Below are 18,706 nucleotides of genomic sequence, written 5' to 3' on the forward strand. Positions count from 1 at the left end.
ACTATTAAATCAATACCAAATTATCCCGATGTACGACTGTTTCTACACCTTCGTAACCTAAAATTTCCGGGATTTCACTCGAACGTCGTCCCCGGATTTTTTTAAGTTCGCGACTACTATAATTAACTACCCCACGGGCAATTTCTTTACCATCTTTATTGCACAATTGCACGGCTTCGTTTTGCTCGAATTCTCCTTCTAATGCTGTAATTCCCGCAGCTAACAGTGATTTTCCCTCACCAGAAATTGCGATCGCAGCACCTGCATCCAAATATAATTTACCTTCTGGCATTAATCCGTATGCTATCCAACGTTTGCGGGCTGAGGTTGGTTCGGGTTGCGGTGCAAACTGCGTACCGATAGATTCACCTTGCAAAATTTTTTCTATATTCGAGGGTTGTTTACCTTCGGTAATTACTGCTCTAACGCCAGCAGCGGTAGCAATTCTTGCAGCCGAAATTTTTGTTGTCATCCCGCCCGTACCCCACTGCGAACCGGATGAACCTGTATCTACCTGTAATTGAGTCAGTTCTTCAATGCTGCTGACTAAAGATATAGGTCGAGCATCGGGTACCCTTCTAGGGTCAGCTGAATAAAGTCGATCTACATCTGTAAGCAAAAATAACCAATCTGCACGTACCAAACTAGCCACTAAAGCTGATAAAGTATCATTATCACCGAACTTTAATTCTTCGACCGCCACAGTATCGTTTTCGTTGACTATTGGAATAACGTCTAGTTTTAATAATTCCTGAAAAGTATTGTAAATATTCAGATAGCGACTGCGTTGCACTAAGTCAGTGCGAGTCAGTAAAACCTGGGCTATAGGCTGTTGTAAACTAGTAAAAAAATCATCATAAACCCGCATTAAGCGTCCTTGTCCCACCGCTGCAACTGCTTGTTTTACACTAATTGCTTTGGGACGTTCGTTTAAACCCAATCGCGCACAGCCTACACCTACAGCACCAGAAGAAACTAAAATTACTTTATAATTATTCCGTCTCAAACCACAAAGAGTTTCAGCCAAACTCGCAATTGTAGAAAGTGCTAAATGTCCGGTTTCTGGTCTAGTTAAACTAGAAGTACCGATTTTAACAACTATTATTTTACTCATTTTTTATTCCTTAGTTTGTAGTAAGGGCTTCAGCCCTCATTTTAAGGATTAAAGTCCTTAGTACAAACAAAAAATTGTCCCCAAATAGAAGACAATATTATAGTTATCGTATTTGTAACAAATATTTAAAAGTATAAAGCGCCAATCCCTCTAAAAGTGAAGGTTGACGCTTTACAATTACGTATTATCTTATTATGTTCAGAGTCTTTATTAAGCTGACTCCGATTTATTTATCTATATATATACTTACACCTTTGGATAATTTAGCCCGATTTTTTTATGATTTTTTTAGATTTTTGACGATCAAGTTTTGTCGGGATTTCTGACTCTACGTTTCTTAGGAGTAATCGAAGCTCCCAGAATTTCCGATATCAGCACTTCAAAATTACGTATGGGGTGAGAACGCATCGCAGTATCGGGATGAACAATGGGTTCAACCAAGATCGAAAACATATCCAAACGATTACCGACAACGACATCAGTAAAAAGGCGATCGCCAACCATTGCTACCTGATGCGCGGGTAAGTCCATTTGCTGGAGTGCTTGTCTAATTTTGCGTCTTGAGGGTTTAACTGCACCCAGATAGTAAGGTAAGTCGAGCGAACGAGCAATAGAACCGATTCGATTTTCGCTAATGTTGTTACTTACCAACCAAATTTTTACCAAAGGACGAATTTGATTCACCCACTCAAGCAGCTCATTAGAAGCGAAAGCTGTAGTTATGGGAACCAAAGTTTCATCAACATCTAAAACTAACCCTTTAAGCTTATATTGCTGAATAATTTCTGGTGTCAGATTTAATATAGAACCTTCTAAAATTAAATCCGGCTGCAAAAGTCGATTCCAATTCATAACCAATATTTCAGAAATTAATAACTGATAATTAATAGTCTTATTCTTCCAATGGTAAACCCAGTACTACCAGAAAATCTTGATCATATATCGCTTTATCCCAATTAGCAGCCGATTTAACTTGTTCTGGAGTCAAGTTTTGGGCATTAGTTAAATTAGTCCCGTTCAGGTTAGCATTTCTAATATTGGCACCATCAAGGTTAGCATTACTAAGATTTGCGCTTCTGAGGTCGGCACTATTCAATTTTGCATTCGTTAAATCCGCACTACTCAGTTCTGCATCTCTAAGGTTTGCATACCGAAGATTTGCATCGCTAAGATTAGCACCAGCAGAAATTAAGTAAGCTTTAAAAGCATTAATCGAGAAATTTTGAGGAAATTTAGTTTTTTCATCGTAGAAACAACCTTTAAAATATGCTCCTCTGAGGTCTGCACGAATTAAGTTAGTACCTCTAAGATTCGCACTAGTCAAATTAGCACCTCTAAGGTCTGCATCGCTTAGATTGGAACCTCGCAGATTCGCACGAGATAAATTAGTATCTCTCAAGTTAGCAATAGTGAGATGCGCTCCACTAAGATGAGCATTAGCTAAATCAGCATCTTGGAGGTTCGCATTCGGAGAAATCAGGTACATCTGATGATTCCCAGGTGTAAAATTTGCAGAAAATTTAGTTTTTTCGTTGTACAAACTGCCTTTAAATTGCGCTCCAGCTAGTTTCGCATCTCTAAGGTCAGCACCCCTGAGATTAGCACCAATAAGTTTGGCATCTTTTAGATCTACACCTCTAAGATCTGCATTTCTCAGGTCTGCATTAGTCAAATCTGCACTTTTAAGATTTGCGTCGGTAAGGTTAGTATCCCTCAGATTAGCATCCTTTAAATTGGCATCGGCAGAAATGCGGTACATTTGATAATCATCGGGGTTAAAATCTTCAGGAAATTTAGTATTTTCGTTATATAAACTACCTTTAAGATCGGCATCTTTAAAAATAGCATTTTCTAAAAATGCACCTCTAAGACTAGTACTTCTCAAGTTGGCACTGCTAAAATTTACACCTCTAAGGTCTGCGCTATTTAAATTTGCACCTTCAAGGTTAGCATTGTTCAATTTAGCACCTTTTAAAATTGCCTTACTGATATCAGCATCGTTAAGGTTGGCAAAACAAAGGTTAGTACCCTTAAGCTTAGCTTCTCTAAGGTCAGCACAGCAAAGGTTTGCACTTTTCAAATTGACTTGACTGAGATTTATTTGTTGTAAATCCGTTTGTTCAAGATTTAGTCTTTCTAAAGAAATACCGTAATCTTTCAAAAATTCTAAGGCTCTAATTCTCGCATAGCTAGTTGAAACTTTTGCTGCTGCTGCATTATCAATAACTTGCCATGCTTCGTATATTCTGGTTCTTAATCGTTCTGGACTTTCTAAAACATATAAAAACGCTGCGGTTAATATACTGAAGCCCTGAACGTATTTTACTTGAACTACCGAAAAGACTTGAGAACAAACTGATTTCGGATTATCACAATTAACAGATGACCAGTTTTCAAATCGGTAAACTAATAGTATTACTGCAAAAGCAATAGTTAAAGCAAGCAATACACGTACACAAACAGCTATAATCCTTCTTCCCCAAGAAAAAGATAATCCATCCATTCCTTAAAATTTTCCTACATTTCCACCCAGGCACCCAACAAAGGTAATATATTTTTTGGTAAAGTGTGTGTTGATTTACTTACAAATAGAATTTGCATTTATGATTCTATACTAGTTATCCATTAAATCTCAAAAATCAGGTAACAGTTAGACAATAGTTGAATTTTGATTATTTTTGCGCTTTAGGATTTTTCATTACCCATTACCCATTACCCATTACCCATTACCCATTACCTATTCCCTATTCCCTATTCCCTATTCCCTATTTCCAACCTTCTCTCGATTATGAGGTTCCTTCATATTAGAAATATCGGGACCGCTAGGAATTATACCTCCCGGATTTAGCGGAAACAAATTTCCATAATAATCCCGCTTGATGCTTTCTAAATCGCAAGTTTCAGCTACTCCTGGAAGCTGATACAAATCGCGTAGATAAGCCCCTAAATTCTTATAATCCACAATTCTGCGGCGATTGCATTTGAATAAACTGTAATAGACTATATCAAACCGAAACAAAGTAGTGAATAAACGCACGTCTGCTAAGGTTAACTTTTCACCACATAAGTATCTATTATTTTCTAATGCTCGATCAATCTCATCTAAAACAGTAAATAGTTCATCGCAACATTTATTATAAGCTTCCTGAGTTTGAGCAAAACCGCAGCGATAAACGCCGTTATTTACAGCATGATATATTTTTTCGTTCCATTGTTCTATTTCTTCCTTTAATTCTTCCGGGTAAAGATCAAGCTGGGAATTACTAGCAAATTCGTTTAATTGAGAATTTAATATAACGATAATCTCAGCACTTTCGTTATTAACTATCGTTTTTGTTTGCTTATCCCACAACACCGGAACCGTACAACGTCCTTGATAAGCCGGTTGTGCAACTTGATATAATTCCGGAACAGTTCGACAACCATCTGACGGATTATTTAAAACCCAGATTCCTTGATCGGGTGAAGGATACACAATCGACACTTCCACAGCATCTTCAAGTCCTTTTAAGGCTCTAACTACTAAAGTTCGATGCGCCCAAGGACATCCTAAACCAACATATAAAAGATAACGTCCCGATTCTGGTTGATAATTTTTTTCTAACCCACCGATAGAATTGCGAAACTGACTTGAAGGACGAATATATTCTCCTTTCTGATTACTTGGTGCAAGCTTGGACATCATTATTTGCCACATAGTAGTCCAAACAAATTTTCCGAGCTTAATAATTAAACCTGAAGGCAAGGATTTACCTTTTTTCTTAACTTTAGAAGTAGATTTTTCAGGGTTTTTCTGATTTAGAACTTTTTCGGGGGAAGCTATCGGTGGTGACATTTTAATATACCCTAAATTAAATTTCAAATAAAAAATCAAACAATATATATGACCGCAAATGCCAACAAAATATTTTCTGGAAACTATTCCTATAGACATATGTAACAATCTTTACTTAGATGGAAGTAAAAATTAGTTAAACATAGTTATCTGTTATTGGATATTATTTGCTTTAAAGTTAAGTGAATAAACGAGCAAAAATTACATTAAGTTAGAGAAACCAATCATGAATTTATTCAATAATATCTTAAAACAACTAACAGCAACTGTTTTAAGCAGTTTAATCGCGATCGCACTTTGGTTGGCAGTTGTACCGCAAGCCCAAGCAGCTATTACCAGTACTCCAGCACTATCTACTAATGACAGCAAACGCATTCAGGCGATCGCCGCTTGCTTACCTGCCAAACTAACCATTCAAAATCAAGATGCAGGCAATCGAATCGCTAATGCGTTATCAGAAATGAAAAACGATCAGTTAGAAAGGATATTTGACGTTACAGATACCCCCCAATTAAGCGACTCAGAAATTGCATTCAAAACTTGCTTGCAACAAAAAGGCTTTACACCCCAAGCAGAATTACAAAATCGTTCGTTTTACTAGATAACAGACGGGGAGACAAGGAGAGAGATAATTAATGATTAACTCATAACTCCGGTAGTCTTAACTATCCCTTATACACCATGCCCAAAACCAAAAGTCGTCTAACAGAAAATTTGGCTGGATATCTTTTTATTGCACCAACTATTTTGGTTTTGGGTATTTTTGTGGTTCTACCGATAATTTACGCTGTATTTCTTTCTTTACAAAAAGTGCAGCTTCTGGGCGATATTGAATACGAATTTGTAGGTTTTCGTAATTTCACTCAGTTAGTGGAAGACGAACGGGTTTGGATTGCCCTTAAAAATACAGCCGAATACGTGGCAATTGTAGTACCTTCACAAACTATCTTAGCTTTATTCTTAGCAGTTTCTCTTAATTCTGGGATTCGCGGTAAAAGCTGGTGGAGGGTTCTTTTCTTTTTACCCACAGTTACTTCTTCGGCAGTCTTGACGCTGATTTTCATGTGGATCTACAACACCAATGGACTGCTAAATGATTTTTTGAGTTTAATCCGATTCCCTACATATAACTGGTTGGGAGACCCCGCAGTTGCACTCATTGCTATTATGATTATGAACATCTGGTCAACAGCACCGTTTTTCATGGTCATTTATCTAGCAGCTTTACAAGATATACCTGAATACCTCTATGAAGCAGCAGAATTAGACGGTGCGAATGGATGGCACAAATTTATTAATATCACTATTCCCTTGCTCAACCCCGTTACCTTTTTTGTCGTAGCAATGGGAATCATTGGTACTTTTCAACTATTTGACCAATCTTATATCTTTTCTAAAGGTACTGGTGGACCGAATAACGCTACTTTAACCATTGTTTTATTGATATATCAAGCGGTATTTAGTAACTTGCAAATGGGATATGCAGCGGCTATAGCTTTCCTCTTAGCAGCGATAATTGTCACGATAACCTTAATTGGGCGGCGATTTGGAGGCGAAATTTGAACAAAATCTGGAACCTTTCGTGGTTAAAGATACTGCTTTACTCAGTTTTAACACTGTACGCAATTATTACTTTAATTCCTTTTTTATGGGCGCTTTCGGCATCATTTAAGCCCTTAACAGAGATTATAGCTGGGGAACCTAACTTTCTACCAAAGAATTTTACCCTTGATAATTACAAACAAATCTTTATAGAAGAACCATTATTTATACGTTGGTTTTTCAACAGCGTCATAATTGCGATCGCAGTTACTATCTTAAATTTATTATTCAACTCAATGGCGGGTTACGCTTTAGCAAGGCTGCAATTTCGGGGTAAACGCTTTTGGTTCTTCCTGATTTTGGCAGTGCTAGCAGTACCAATACAAGTTACACTCATCCCCACATTTTTAATTTTAAAAACTTTCGGTTGGTTAAACTCTTACCAAGGGATGATTATTCCCAACATGGTAAACGCCACATTTATTTTTATGATGCGGCAGTTTTTTGTTAATTTTCCTCAAGAATTAGAAGAAGCTGCCGCAATAGATGGTTTAAATACCTTTGGAATTTTCCGTCATATTGTACTTCCCCTAGCAAAACCAGCGCTAGCAGCCCAAGCAGTATTTATCTTTATGAGTAGCTGGAATAATTTTTTGCTCCCCGTAGTGATTTTATTTGACCCAGAAATGTTTACCCTACCTCTCGGACTCAACAGCTTCAAAGGTCAATATATCAGCTACTGGAACTATATTATGGCAGCTTCAATGGTTTTCACCCTACCAGTTCTACTCATTTACGCTTTCTTCAACCGCTACTTTATTCAAAGCGTCTCCTTCACAGGAACTAAAGGATAAGAAATTTTAGATTTTAGATTTTAGATTTTAGATTGAATAGTTAAGAGTTATTTCTCCCCTTGTCCCCCCATCCCCCATCCCCCATCCCCCCATTCCCTCTCTTTACAACTTCAAACAGTACTTTGGGCAACAAATTGCACGCTTGGAGTGATAATTGTATTACAGCGACTTAATCTTATTGTCTGAGTTAAAAATCATTATGAGTTTTGCCTGCCTTATCAATAAGAAATTAAGCATCGCTAATATTGCTGTGTTGAGCATTAAAATTTTTGAGGGGAAACATGATAATAAGATCAATTGGCATTTTTGCCGCTTGTGTATTGCTAAGTTTTCAATTGTTTGTAGGTAGCGCTTACTCTGTAGAACTCGACGAAGCGACTCGATCGGTACCGTTGAACGAACAAGGCGATACTTATGTACTGAACTTAAAAGAAGTTAAAGAAGGTAAACGCTTATTCAATTATGCTTGCGCTCAGTGTCATGCTGGTGGTGTAACCAAGACAAACCAAAACGTAGGATTAGACCCCGAAGCTTTGGCATTAGCAACCCCATCCCGCGATAATATCCAAGGTTTGGTGGACTATATGAAAAATCCCACTACCTATGATGGAGAAGTGGAAATTTCTGAATTGCACCCCAGTATCAAAAGTGCGGATATTTTCACGGAAATGCGAAATTTAACCGATGAAGATTTGGAAGCGATCGCCGGTCATATTCTGTTACAACCTAAGATTGTCGGTCAAAAATGGGGCGGTGGTAAGATTTACTACTAAATATCTTTTTTGATTAAGTAGTGAATAATAAATCTTAGTTATTAGTCTATAGTTGGTATTTCAATTTTAAGAAAGCTGGCTATGGGCTAGTAACTGTTTGATAAAAGATAATTTAAAGATAGCTGCATAAATTGCCATGTTGGAGGTTCGACATGACCCAATCCTCTAAAATCTTTGGCTTTAGAAACTCTCAAAGGTGCTAATCCCCAGCCCTTTCAATGCTTTGGTTTCTTATATGCGGCAGCCGATGACCTATGATGGTAGCGAAGAAACTTTTTGGTGCCGTGAAATTACGCCCAATATATTATCTCAACAACAAATTAAAAGTTTAGCTGCGTTTGTTCTTACTGCTGCAAAAAAGGCTCCCGGTTGGGGAACTGATACTTTCGGGATTGGCGAATAAATCATCTAGCGTTTAACACAATTAATTTAAATCGCGCTCTTTAGGAGCAAAAAATTTACAAAAATTTATATATGACAAGTTGTCATATTTGGGCGCAATTTTATTTAAAATGGAAGAAACATAAATTTTAAACTGTTGTTAGGAGAAAGCAATGAGATTGATTGCGTCCACTTTAAGACGTTTGGGTTTAGCCGCTTTGACTATGTTGTTAGTTGTCAGCAGCTTTGCGGCTTTTGCTCCTAGTGCTGCGGCTGAAACATATACCGTTAAATTAGGTAGCGATAAAGGAATGCTGGCATTTGAGCCATCGAAGTTATCAGTTCAACCCGGTGACACCATTAAGTGGGTTAACAATAAAGTTCCTCCACATAACGTTGTATTCGATGCTAATCAAAACCCTGCGAAAAGTGCGGATTTAGCTAAAGGGTTATCTCACAAGCAGTTAATGATGAGTCCGGGACAAGAATTTACAACCACCATTCCAGCTGATGCACCTGCTGGGGAATATACTTTCTACTGCGAACCTCACCGTGGTGCTGGTATGGTTGGCAAAGTTGTTGTTGAAGGCTAATCCTTAAGAAAGCAGATTTTATCCTCGATCTAACTATAAAGGGTAAAATAGCCAACATTTATCTTAAGAGATAAAAATATAGAGACGTAGCAGTGCTAGGTCTCTATTTCAATTAATCGGTCTAATATTCAAAATTAATGTGGTGGGTACTAATGGTCTATTGCATTAAATTTGACTGGTTTTTATCATAACCTGCCGGTGGTTTTCAACCCCCGTCTAATAGCGAAAGTCCTATAAATAGGACTGAAATGCAAGCCGTCAAAATTAATGAAAAGGACTACTAATATTCCACCACATTAATTTTGATGGGTAAGATATTGGTAGTGGGAGCGTCCCGCTCCCTCCTATTAACTAGCGAGCGGGACGCTCGCACTACCCCAAACCCTCATAACTTATGTGGTCAAGTACTAATAGTGCGTTTCATTAGTTCTGATAGGTAATAAATTTGTAGTGCGACCATCTTGGTCGCTCGTTACAACCAGCAAGCTAAAAGCAACCAGCGTGTGCGTAAGCGCAGATTCGCGCAGCGTCGCACTACCCTTACCCCGCAAAATTAATGTGGTGAAATACTAGGACTTACTTAGAATTATCTCGTTGTTCCTTAATTTCACGCAACTGTTGGATTAGCTTCTTAGCTGAATTAGACGCTTTTTTGCTATCTTCTGATTGAGAATCCTCTTTACCATCTCGGAGCCGGTTTGCAATTGATGGCTTAGAAGTAGCTTGTGGTGCAGGCTCCTTAATATCAACTCGTGCCTGGGGTTTCGATCTTCCTGGAACCGGCGGCATTTGCTGGTTATTTCTGAGTCGCACTTCTAACGCTGGCTGCTTATTTTCGGATGCAGATGCGGGTTTCTTAGTTCTAATCTCAACAGCAGGCTTAGGTGTAACCGGGGCTGAAGTTATAGTAGGAACAACTACTGTACTAGGAGATGGTTGGGCATCAATTTTTACAGGAACCGAACTTCTAGATATATCAAGTTTAGATGGTTGCTGGTTTATTTGCACTTCACCTTCTTTAGATGAACGCAAACGGTCAACTATTTTTTCTTGGGGCTTAGATAAGTCCGCAGTATCGGTCGCATCGGATTTAAAATCAAGGGTAAAGGCGTATACTTTAGCTTTCCCATTTCTACGGATGGGATTTTCCTTGAAATACTTCCTAAAATAATTTCTGGTTTCTTTTTGAAGATCGGAAGAAACTGAGCGATCGACAAATTTTAAATAATCAGCTTTCCCTTCAGAATCAATAACTAAGGTACCCTCGATTTTGCCTTCTTTTCCGGGCTTTGCTTTGAGTACCTCGGAAATTGGCTGTTTAATTTCAGAGTTGGGATAGCGTTCCCTAACTTCTTGAAACTGTTTTGCGAGAGTTAAAGTTCTTGTATCTTGAGGTGAAATATTTGTGTTTGGGGTGGCTGATGATGGCTGATTTGGTAACTCAATTCGTTGGGTACCAGATTGTCCCCATTGCTGTAAACTTTGTCCAGCTAATGTTAAGTCATCACCCGGTTTTGGAATATTCATGTTAACCGGAGCAACAAAATCTTGGGGGTTAACGCTTCTTGGTTGAGTTACAGCCCCATTATTACTAATATCTTGGTTAATTTGCGAATTGATCGCCACTTGATCGTTATACGATGTCGCAGGAAGGGTTAGTGGTGCTGGATTTCCAGTAAGTTCGGGAGGTAATGGTGCCGATTGTATTGGAGGTATGTCGGGCAAATTGTAATTTGAAGATGGTCTTGGTATAGATCTCATTTTCGTAGACCCTGCCGAACTTCCCAATTCTATGTCTTGATTGAAACGACGATATGAACCGTCAGATTTTGCTTTGACATTAAATGAAGAGTCGAAATTGGGTTGAGGAAGTACTGGTAAAGACTGACTTCTGGGTAAAGACGAGATATTTGGATTAGCCGACGATGTAGGTAAAGATGGTATTAACATCTTTGTGGAATCGGGACTAGGTGGTAGTTGATTTAAAGGAGTTGGCTGAACCGCAAAGTTCGGTAGAGGAATTGCCGACTGTAGAGGAACCTGGGGTAAACCGGCAATTTGAGGACTATTCTTTTGGGGTAATCTACTTTGTTCTGCCTGAGATAATTCCATTATCCCGACACTTTCAGGGGATGCTTTTTGGTTTACTTTCGAGTCAACAGGCATTAAAGGCAGTATAAAAGCAATAGCACCATGAATGCCGACAGAGGCTATGGCTGCTATTCCGGCTGGTTGGCTTAAAAATTCGGGTATATTTTTGAATACTGAGACGTAAGACATGGCTATTATCGCTCACTTGGCTTGGTTGCGGTTGACTAGCAATTTAATCTATCTGGCAATATTTTCAGGCAATTAATGATTTGATTAAAGTAAGCCCTCACAGATGCAGTCTCTTTGCAAATCATAACTTCCTACCGCAAATCCCATCATAACAGGATTGTTTGTACAGGCGGTATCCCGTATTAATGAAAACCGATTGTACTCAGAAGTGATGTTTGCCGATAGAGGACTTTGAAAACCATCATTTTTAAAACTGTATTTTTAAGTTTGACGGAAATAGATTGTTTAGGTAAATATACTAACTATGGCTATAGGTTATATCTATTTTTTTACAATTTATTGGCGAGATTCCGGAAGTTTTTAGTTTTTTATCATTTGAATTGTCGTTCCTGCGAGCATTTGTAAAGCAGAATAATACGGCAAGCATTAATTTACCAATTTTTAGCTAAAGCTGTATTTCAAAAAATACTTTCAAAAAGTAAAGCTGAAATAATCATTAATTATAGATTATATTCATCCACTAGCAATGTTTACATAATACCAATTTCACTATTTACTTACGTATAAGTTATACATTTAAATTTTTTCGCAAGTTTTACCCATTAAATCTCGTTACTCTAAGCAAGTAAATGTCATTACCTACAGTTATTTTACCTGGTTTTTTTGAAAGCGCTGAAGCTTACTATAGCTTAGAAAAATTATTGCAAAATATTGGTTTTCCTACAGTCACGGTACCGCTACAAAGACGAGACTGGATAGCAACTTTGGGAGGAAGCTCTGTAGTTCCGATTTTGCAGCAATTAGACTACACGGTAAAAAGCATATTACAACAAGTTGGTGTTTCTCAAGTTAATTTGATCGCTCACTCCGCAGGAGGTTGGATATCGCGTATCTATTTGGGAGAAGTCCCCTATGGCAAACGCAGCCCAAAGTTAACATGGCAAGGACATTCCCAGGTTGCAACTCTAATTACTTTAGGTACACCTCATACAAGTTTGGAGCGATGGACTCGCTCAAATCTGGATTTTGTAAATAATAATTATCCCGGAGCATTTCACGAAAAAGTCCGTTACGTATGTGTGGCGGGAAAAACAATTTTCGGACAAAGACGATTGGGAAATTGGTTAGCCTTCAATAGCTACAAGTTAACTTGTGGTAACGGTAACACTTGGGGAGATGGAATTACACCCATCGAAGCTGCTCATTTAAATGGTGCAAAAAATTTAGTCCTTGAAGGTGTAATGCATTCTCCGAGAAGCCCTAAAATTTGGTATGGTTCGCCAGAATCAATGCAAAGTTGGGTAAAATACTTAGCATAACTGTATATTCTTTTTGTCAAAAGTTAATATTTCTTAGTTAAAATCGTAATAAAAATAGGTATTTCCTGAAAAAGGAAGGTTTTATGGTTTTACAAGAAAGCCGATTTGAAACGGTGATGCGGCGGACGGCAACGATTTTGTCGGTAGTAATTATTACCTTGACTTTGATTGCCGCGACGACTGGAATTTTACTGTCTATTTATTACGAACCAGCTTCCGGCAGGGCTTATCAGTCATTAAAGGTGATAACTGAAGAAATTCAGTACGGTTGGTTATTCCGTAAAGCTCACAATCTTGCGGGCAATGGAGTAATTATTGTTGCCTTGATTCAGATTGTGGTGATGTTCTTAGGCAGAAAATTTACTAAAAGTTGGTATACAGCTTGGGTGAGTGGAATCTTCTTGACTTTATCTGTAATTGGATTAAGTTGGACTTCGATGATTTTGGGTTGGGATCAAGTTGGATTTTGGCGCTTTAATATTGAGCTAGGAACTATTGAAGCTATTCCTCTGATCGGCGAGCAGTTAAGAGAAATTCTGACTGGTGGTAGTGGTGTTAGTACCTTGACCGTTCAGAGACTTTATACCATACACAGCTATATTCTCTCTACTGCTGCAATAATTTTGGCGATAGTACATTTATTTAGTGTGCTGTGGGTTGAAAAACAAGTCAGCACACCGCAAGAATTAATTCAAGGTGTTGGAGCATCGGTAGCAGAAAGTTGAGATAACCTCCCAATGGGAATTTCTTCTACTTCTGGTAAATTTTCTAAAGAAAGACGAGTTGATTGGTGTCCACCAGACAATCGTTTGAGCAGATCCGGTCTGGGGTCATGCAATAAGTAGATTAGGCGATCGCCAACTTGCCAAGTTTCGCTGGCAGCCATAATGTTGATTTTGTCGTCTCTTTCTACAAATAGCGGTAGTAAGTCCCCAGTTCGGATTAATGCTTGTAACTGAATTTTTTGCAAGGAAAAACCAGGATCTTTCAAGGTCATACTTCCTAGTTTTATTTGTTCGTCATCAAGATGTTGATTCCAAATTTTAATTTTGAAGTCTGGAAGAAAAGCTTGTAAAACTTTGCTATTATTTTGGGTTCCGGCTTGAGGGTCGCGGGGGAAAACTGCTAAAACACGCGGTGGATCAAATTCTTCTGCGGCTCGTTGAGCTAAAACAAAATTAACTTCACCATTTTTAGTCATAGCCAGAAAAGTGCCTACAGAATCAAGTCCAGCTTCTTCTAGGACATTGGCATCTAAAGCACTGCTAGTCAAAACTCGGAGATTTCTTGCTTGTGCTTGCTGACTTGCTTCCGGGTCTGTATCAATCATGACTACATCCTCGCCGCGTTCTTGAAAGAAGCGAGCAATTAGTAAACTTAAAGGATTGCAGCCAACAATTACTGCTCCAGTTGCTTCTTTTGAAGTAATTTGCAGTAACTTAGCAACCCAGCCTGCGGTTAGTCCTTGACAAAAAACTGTCATCAAAATTGTCAAAAATACCAAGGCCTTGATCGCATCGCCACCATTTATACCCCGCTGCGTCAGTAAAATTCCGAACAATGAAGCCACAGATGCTGAAACAATACCTCTTGGTGCAACCCAACTGAGAAACAGTTTCTGTCTCCAGTTCAGGTCGCTATTCCAGGTACATAAAAGAATATTTATCGGTCGCACGATGAACATCAGCGCCAATACGGTAAATAAACTACCCCAGCCTAAAGCAAACACGCTGGCAATAGACAAGTCAGCCGCTAATAAGATAAATAATACCGAGATACAAAGAATCGTAAGCTGACCTTTGAAGTGGCGTAACAAACGTTCATCTGGTACGGACGAATTGGCAAATACTGCTCCTGCCATTACTGTTGTCATTAATCCCGATTCACTGCGAATCATCTGCGCCAAAGTAAACAAGCCCCATACTGAAGCCAGCACTACGAGATTTTTCAGTTCAAATGACAAAATATTGGCTCGTTTAAAAAATAAACTTAGCAGCCAGCCCCCAGCAGCACCAATAAAAGCACCGATACCCAAGCGCACTACCAAACCTGCGATCGCGCTAAACGGGTCGGCATCGCCATTCAAAATAGTATCGAGAACTACAACAGCCAGTATTGCTCCTACGGGGTCGATCAAAATGCCTTCCCCTTCCAAAAGCGTTGCTACTTGCCGGTCTACTTTTATTTGCTTCAATAGTGGACTTACTACTGTTGGACCTGTAACTACCACAATTGAAGCGTAGAGAAAAGCAATTGGCCAAGGAAATTCTCCCAGCCAATGAGCCGCCATACTTCCACCCATTAATGTAATTAAGGTTCCTAAAGTTACGAGCAATTGCAGGCTAGTCGAAACTCTGCCCAGTTCTCGCAATTCTAAGTCCAGTCCGCCCTCAAATAAGATTATTGCCGTTGCTAGAGCAACAATTACTTCTAATCCAATGCCTAACAAATGGGGATGTAATAACCCAATGCCATCAGATCCGAGAAAAATACCGAATAGCAGTAAAAAAACAATGCTAGGTACTTTCAGGTAAGCAGCTAGCACTTGGGCGCTGATGCCTGCAACGACAGCAATCACCATTTGCAGGGTGATGTCAAAAGATGCTTCCATATTGGAGATTTTGACCCGTGTTTTTCAAAATCTTTTGTTAAGAATAGTAAATATTAAACTCGATAAATAAAAGGTTCGTACACCTCATTTTTTGTCGAAATGTTAATTTTTTCCTAAGTTGGTTATGATACAGCATTTTGCTAAACTTTGTACAATCGCCCCAAACCCATTCGTTTTTTTAAAGAACATTTTAGGAAACAACAGCCTCAAACTATTTACCCACTTTAACCTGCACTCAGCAATATGGCGGTGAGTTATTAACAGGGAGGGAGTAGGGAGCAGGGAAGGGTTAACTACTTATCAATATTATTTTGGTTGAAAGTATTGACATTTCCCCACTAATTCGTTAAATTAATAAAAGTTCAAACCTATGCCCCCATCGTCTAGAGGCCTAGGACACCTCCCTTTCACGGAGGCGACAGGGATTCGAATTCCCTTGGGGGTATTTTCAGTTAAAATAATTAAATATAATTTTGTCAAGGTAGATTCTATATGTTCTACCTTTTTTGCTAACTGGCTAATTCTTCTACACGTTGGCGGACTGCTAAAAGATTGGATTGCATATCTTGAGAAAGACGAGGCTCAATGATTCTGATTGGCATAGTTAATTTAGGCCATACTTTAACCGTATAACAAAGCATCGTGCCAGTCTTACTATCTAAAACGCAGCTATTTAAACGCCAGCTACCGCTAAAATCTTTAAAATCTCCCTCTACCATTTGGAAATTAATTGCATCTGGAAAAGATTCTTCCAAATCTAGAACGACTCGTGCTGAAAAATTAAGTCGTAGTAAACGTTGCGAACCGATTTGTTCTAAACGAATTCCCCCATCAGGATGCTCTAGTTTTCGCGAAGAAGCAAGGCTAGGAATAAACTCAGATAAAGCTTGGTAATCGGTTAGTACTTGCCAAACTGTTTCTACTGGATGAGGAATTTGAATTTTAGCCGTAATTTGTCGCTGACGTTCGGCAATTTTTTCAACTTCGACGGTTACGGCTTCTAAATTTGGATTTTGACCGTTATCCCCTTGGGGGTTTGAATCGGATTGTGCGGAGTTTTGTTCTTTAATCATGAAAGTTCATTCACTTCGGTATCGTCAGAAAACTGAGGCAAAGTTAAAGTAAAGCAGATTGTGCTTAACTCGGAATCTTCTATAGAAGCACTTTCTACGGTTATTTTTCCATTGAGATGCTGTATCAAAGACTTAACTAAAGCTAATCCCAAGCCGGTACCTGGAGTCCATCGACCTTTGCCCCGACGGAATTTATCAAAAATGAAAGTGGCTTCTTGTTCAGATATACCACGTCCGACGTTGATCACCTTAATTTGTATTTGATTGCCTTGTGTTTCGTGAAGCTGGGTAACTTGCAGTTCTACAGAGCGATCGCGTTCGGAATACTTGTAGGTATTTGTCAGCAATTCTTGCAGGATGCGGTCAAAACTTTCTATTTCAGTTTGCAGCTTGAGTGGTTCGGGAGGTAAACAAACAGAAATATTCAATCCTTTTTCGGCTAATTTTTGCTCAAAGGATGCTGCTACATCTTGAATCTTTGTATTTAAATCAATTGTTTCAAATTGGGGACGTTCTTGATGAGTTTCCAACTTCTGGAGTGTGAGCAGGTCATTAATTAAATTAATTTCCTTAGTACATTCCTGTTCCAGAATATCCAAGTACTTTACTTGACGGTCGGGCTGGATTTCGGGGTGACGTAAATTACGCAACGCCATTCGCATATTTGTTAAAGGATAGCGCAAACGGTCGCTCATATTGCTCAAAAACTCATCTTTGAGTTCGTTAAGTTCGCGCAACTGCTGGACATATTGTCGCGTTCTTTCGTATAGCTTTGCTTGAACTTCCAAACTCCTTTGTAGCTGAGCGGTGCGTTCATCTACAAGAGTTTGCACTTGTTTTAACGTTTGCGTCTGAATAATCGCATTACTGATTTGAGCGCAAACCATTTCGACAATATTTAATTCAGCTTCTTGCCAATTGCGGCTTTGCCTTTGCTGTAATACTAAAAATCCTAACACTTTGCCTTGGCTTTCTAAAGGCATTAGCATTACTGCTGGCAACTTATCTAAAACAAATATCGGAGCAATAGTAGAAGTGTCCTTACGTCTACCTGAATTGTCATTTATAGTTACGGGCTTAGATGCTTTGAAAGCACGCTGAGATATACCGCAGTCTCCAAGCCAGAAAGATTGCTCAACAGATTTTAACTCATCACAAAGCGAAGAATCCGTTTCTCTACACCATTCACTAACAACAGTCGCTCTAGCTTTGGGAATTTGTGTTTTTGTACGAATCCTAAATAAAGGGTCTGAATATTTTAATAATATTAATAAACCACGGTCGGCTCCTAAAGCTTCAGCCGTAGAAGTAACCACCAACTGAAGCATTTGGCTAAATTCCAAATTGCTGCGGTTGAGTATAGTTAGTTGCTGAATCAAACTTTGATGCTGCTCGCTTTTTCGCACCTGCTGTTTTTGAGAAGCAATTACCCTTGCTTGTGCCACTTGAGCAAAGGCGATCGCACAGCAAGACTCGACTGCTTTGAGCAATTGTTTTTCTGAATTACTCCATTCATAAGGTTCGGATTTGATCAGACTAATTACGCCATTATTTTCATCACCAAAGCGAGTCGGAATTGCTAGTACGGCTTTTATTGGTAAAGGAAAATTTTGACATCCAATTGCCAAACTTTCTTGAATTGTAGAAATGTCCTCAATTGTAAACGGTTCAGCAGCACACTGTACTACGGGTAATTCTAGTTGTTCAATTGAAAATGCTTCATTTGGGTTCGGTAAACTCAAATAACTCTCTTGAGCATTCCAACTAGCAGTGGTTAGTTCTCCTTCTTTTGGGTCTGTGAGCAGATAACAATAATCTACTTTGAAGGCATTTCCTACTAATTGAGCGATTTCTAGCAGCATCTGATCGGTAGGTATGCTGCTAGCAATAATCTGATTGATTTCGGATACCAACCGATGGGCAGGTGTAAGAGTATGCTGCATCAGCTTAAAGTGGTATTTTTCCAATTCTTCTTGTTCATCCGGGCGCTGGGGCGGTGACGTTATTATATGCTTTTTCATTTGTGGCACACTTTTGGATAATGACTCCATTGTCGTTTTACCCAACCTCCTGGTATTTTATTTACCTCTTTTTCCGTAGCTGCACCCTGATGAACCGATTTCAGTTCTACAAATAAATTCTTTCACCTGTTATAGCCCTTTTCTATCTAAAATGACTTTTGTCACTGGTATGTAAAAAATCTTTCTGCGAGTAAAAATATTATTAGTATACTGAAATGCTTGTTGCACTTAAGGCAAGCCTTAGTGGATGCATTTGGCTTTATTTACTTTTCTCAGACCTAGAATATCCTCTCTACAACTCCAGACAAAC

Annotated in this window: 16 protein-coding genes and 1 tRNA gene; 9 read left to right on the plus strand and 8 right to left on the minus strand. The window is 38.8% G+C overall.

Annotated elements, in window-relative coordinates; translation table 11 throughout:
- Window positions 1–4: 4 nt before the first annotated feature.
- The 4 genes from proB to VB797_RS17780 all read right to left on the minus strand — a co-directional run bounded on the left by proB (window position 5) and on the right by VB797_RS17780 (window position 4,949).
- Window positions 5–1,114, minus strand: coding sequence for a glutamate 5-kinase (gene proB, locus VB797_RS17765; RefSeq protein ID WP_323239052.1), 1,110 nt, complete (start codon window positions 1,112–1,114; stop codon window positions 5–7).
- Window positions 1,115–1,417: 303 nt separating this feature from the next.
- Window positions 1,418–1,966 (minus strand): YqeG family HAD IIIA-type phosphatase, encoded by a 549-nt coding sequence (locus VB797_RS17770; RefSeq protein ID WP_323239053.1) that lies wholly within the window; start codon window positions 1,964–1,966, stop codon window positions 1,418–1,420.
- 40 nt (window positions 1,967–2,006) lie between these two features.
- Window positions 2,007–3,617, minus strand: a complete 1,611-nt coding sequence (locus VB797_RS17775; RefSeq protein WP_323239054.1) for a pentapeptide repeat-containing protein — start codon at window positions 3,615–3,617, stop codon at window positions 2,007–2,009.
- A gap of 255 nt (window positions 3,618–3,872) precedes the next feature.
- Window positions 3,873–4,949, minus strand: a complete 1,077-nt coding sequence (locus VB797_RS17780) for a glutathione S-transferase family protein (protein WP_323239055.1) — start codon at window positions 4,947–4,949, stop codon at window positions 3,873–3,875.
- A 226-nt stretch (window positions 4,950–5,175) separates the two neighbouring features.
- Between VB797_RS17780 and VB797_RS17785 the strand changes: the two genes are divergently transcribed.
- The 6 genes from VB797_RS17785 (at window position 5,176) to petE (ending at window position 9,092) form a co-directional block, all read left to right on the plus strand.
- The gene (locus tag VB797_RS17785; protein ID WP_323239056.1) at window positions 5,176–5,550 is read left to right on the plus strand and encodes a hypothetical protein; all 375 of its coding nucleotides are present in this window, start codon (window positions 5,176–5,178) and stop codon (window positions 5,548–5,550) included.
- A gap of 80 nt (window positions 5,551–5,630) precedes the next feature.
- Window positions 5,631–6,512, plus strand: coding sequence for a sugar ABC transporter permease (locus tag VB797_RS17790; protein WP_323239057.1), 882 nt, complete (start codon window positions 5,631–5,633; stop codon window positions 6,510–6,512).
- On the plus strand, window positions 6,509–7,345 hold the full coding sequence (locus VB797_RS17795) for a carbohydrate ABC transporter permease (protein ID WP_323239058.1): 837 nt from the start codon (window positions 6,509–6,511) through the stop codon (window positions 7,343–7,345). The genes VB797_RS17790 and VB797_RS17795 overlap by 4 nt, the downstream gene beginning before the upstream one ends.
- A 281-nt stretch (window positions 7,346–7,626) precedes the next feature.
- Window positions 7,627–8,118: a photosystem II cytochrome c-550 gene (psbV, locus tag VB797_RS17800; protein ID WP_323239059.1), complete on the plus strand. Its 492-nt coding sequence runs from the start codon at window positions 7,627–7,629 to the stop codon at window positions 8,116–8,118.
- Window positions 8,119–8,314: 196 nt separating this feature from the next.
- Window positions 8,315–8,521, plus strand: a complete 207-nt coding sequence (locus VB797_RS17805) for a hypothetical protein (RefSeq protein WP_323239060.1) — start codon at window positions 8,315–8,317, stop codon at window positions 8,519–8,521.
- 151 nt (window positions 8,522–8,672) lie between these two features.
- A complete protein-coding gene (petE, locus tag VB797_RS17810; protein WP_323239061.1) occupies window positions 8,673–9,092 on the plus strand; it encodes a plastocyanin in 420 nt (139 codons plus the stop codon).
- A gap of 576 nt (window positions 9,093–9,668) precedes the next feature.
- Here the strand turns inward: petE and VB797_RS17815 are convergent.
- Window positions 9,669–11,372 (minus strand): hypothetical protein, encoded by a 1,704-nt coding sequence (locus VB797_RS17815; protein ID WP_323239062.1) that lies wholly within the window; start codon window positions 11,370–11,372, stop codon window positions 9,669–9,671.
- A gap of 629 nt (window positions 11,373–12,001) precedes the next feature.
- Here VB797_RS17815 and VB797_RS17820 point away from each other — a divergent pair.
- Together VB797_RS17820 and VB797_RS17825 are read left to right on the plus strand one after the other, a co-directional pair.
- Entirely contained in the window at window positions 12,002–12,691 is a 690-nt protein-coding gene (locus tag VB797_RS17820; protein WP_323239063.1) for a lipase, read from the plus strand.
- Between the two features lie 83 nt (window positions 12,692–12,774).
- On the plus strand, window positions 12,775–13,416 hold the full coding sequence (locus tag VB797_RS17825; RefSeq protein WP_323239064.1) for a cytochrome b N-terminal domain-containing protein: 642 nt from the start codon (window positions 12,775–12,777) through the stop codon (window positions 13,414–13,416).
- Here VB797_RS17825 and VB797_RS17830 read toward each other — a convergent pair.
- The gene (locus VB797_RS17830) at window positions 13,383–15,302 is read right to left on the minus strand and encodes a cation:proton antiporter (protein WP_323239065.1); all 1,920 of its coding nucleotides are present in this window, start codon (window positions 15,300–15,302) and stop codon (window positions 13,383–13,385) included. The genes VB797_RS17825 and VB797_RS17830 overlap by 34 nt on opposite strands.
- 372 nt (window positions 15,303–15,674) lie before the next feature.
- Between VB797_RS17830 and VB797_RS17835 the strand changes: the two genes are divergently transcribed.
- Window positions 15,675–15,747: transfer RNA gene (locus tag VB797_RS17835), tRNA-Glu, on the plus strand.
- Window positions 15,748–15,811: 64 nt separating this feature from the next.
- On the opposite strand, the gene VB797_RS17840 is transcribed toward VB797_RS17835, so the two are convergent.
- Window positions 15,812–16,375 (minus strand): SRPBCC family protein, encoded by a 564-nt coding sequence (locus VB797_RS17840; RefSeq protein ID WP_323239066.1) that lies wholly within the window; start codon window positions 16,373–16,375, stop codon window positions 15,812–15,814.
- Entirely contained in the window at window positions 16,372–18,426 is a 2,055-nt protein-coding gene (locus tag VB797_RS17845) for a GAF domain-containing protein (protein WP_416350883.1), read from the minus strand. The genes VB797_RS17840 and VB797_RS17845 overlap by 4 nt, the downstream gene beginning before the upstream one ends.
- Window positions 18,427–18,706 lie beyond the last annotated feature (280 nt).

Source organism: Rivularia sp. UHCC 0363 (genome assembly GCF_034931125.1).
Classification (GTDB): domain Bacteria; phylum Cyanobacteriota; class Cyanobacteriia; order Cyanobacteriales; family Nostocaceae; genus Rivularia.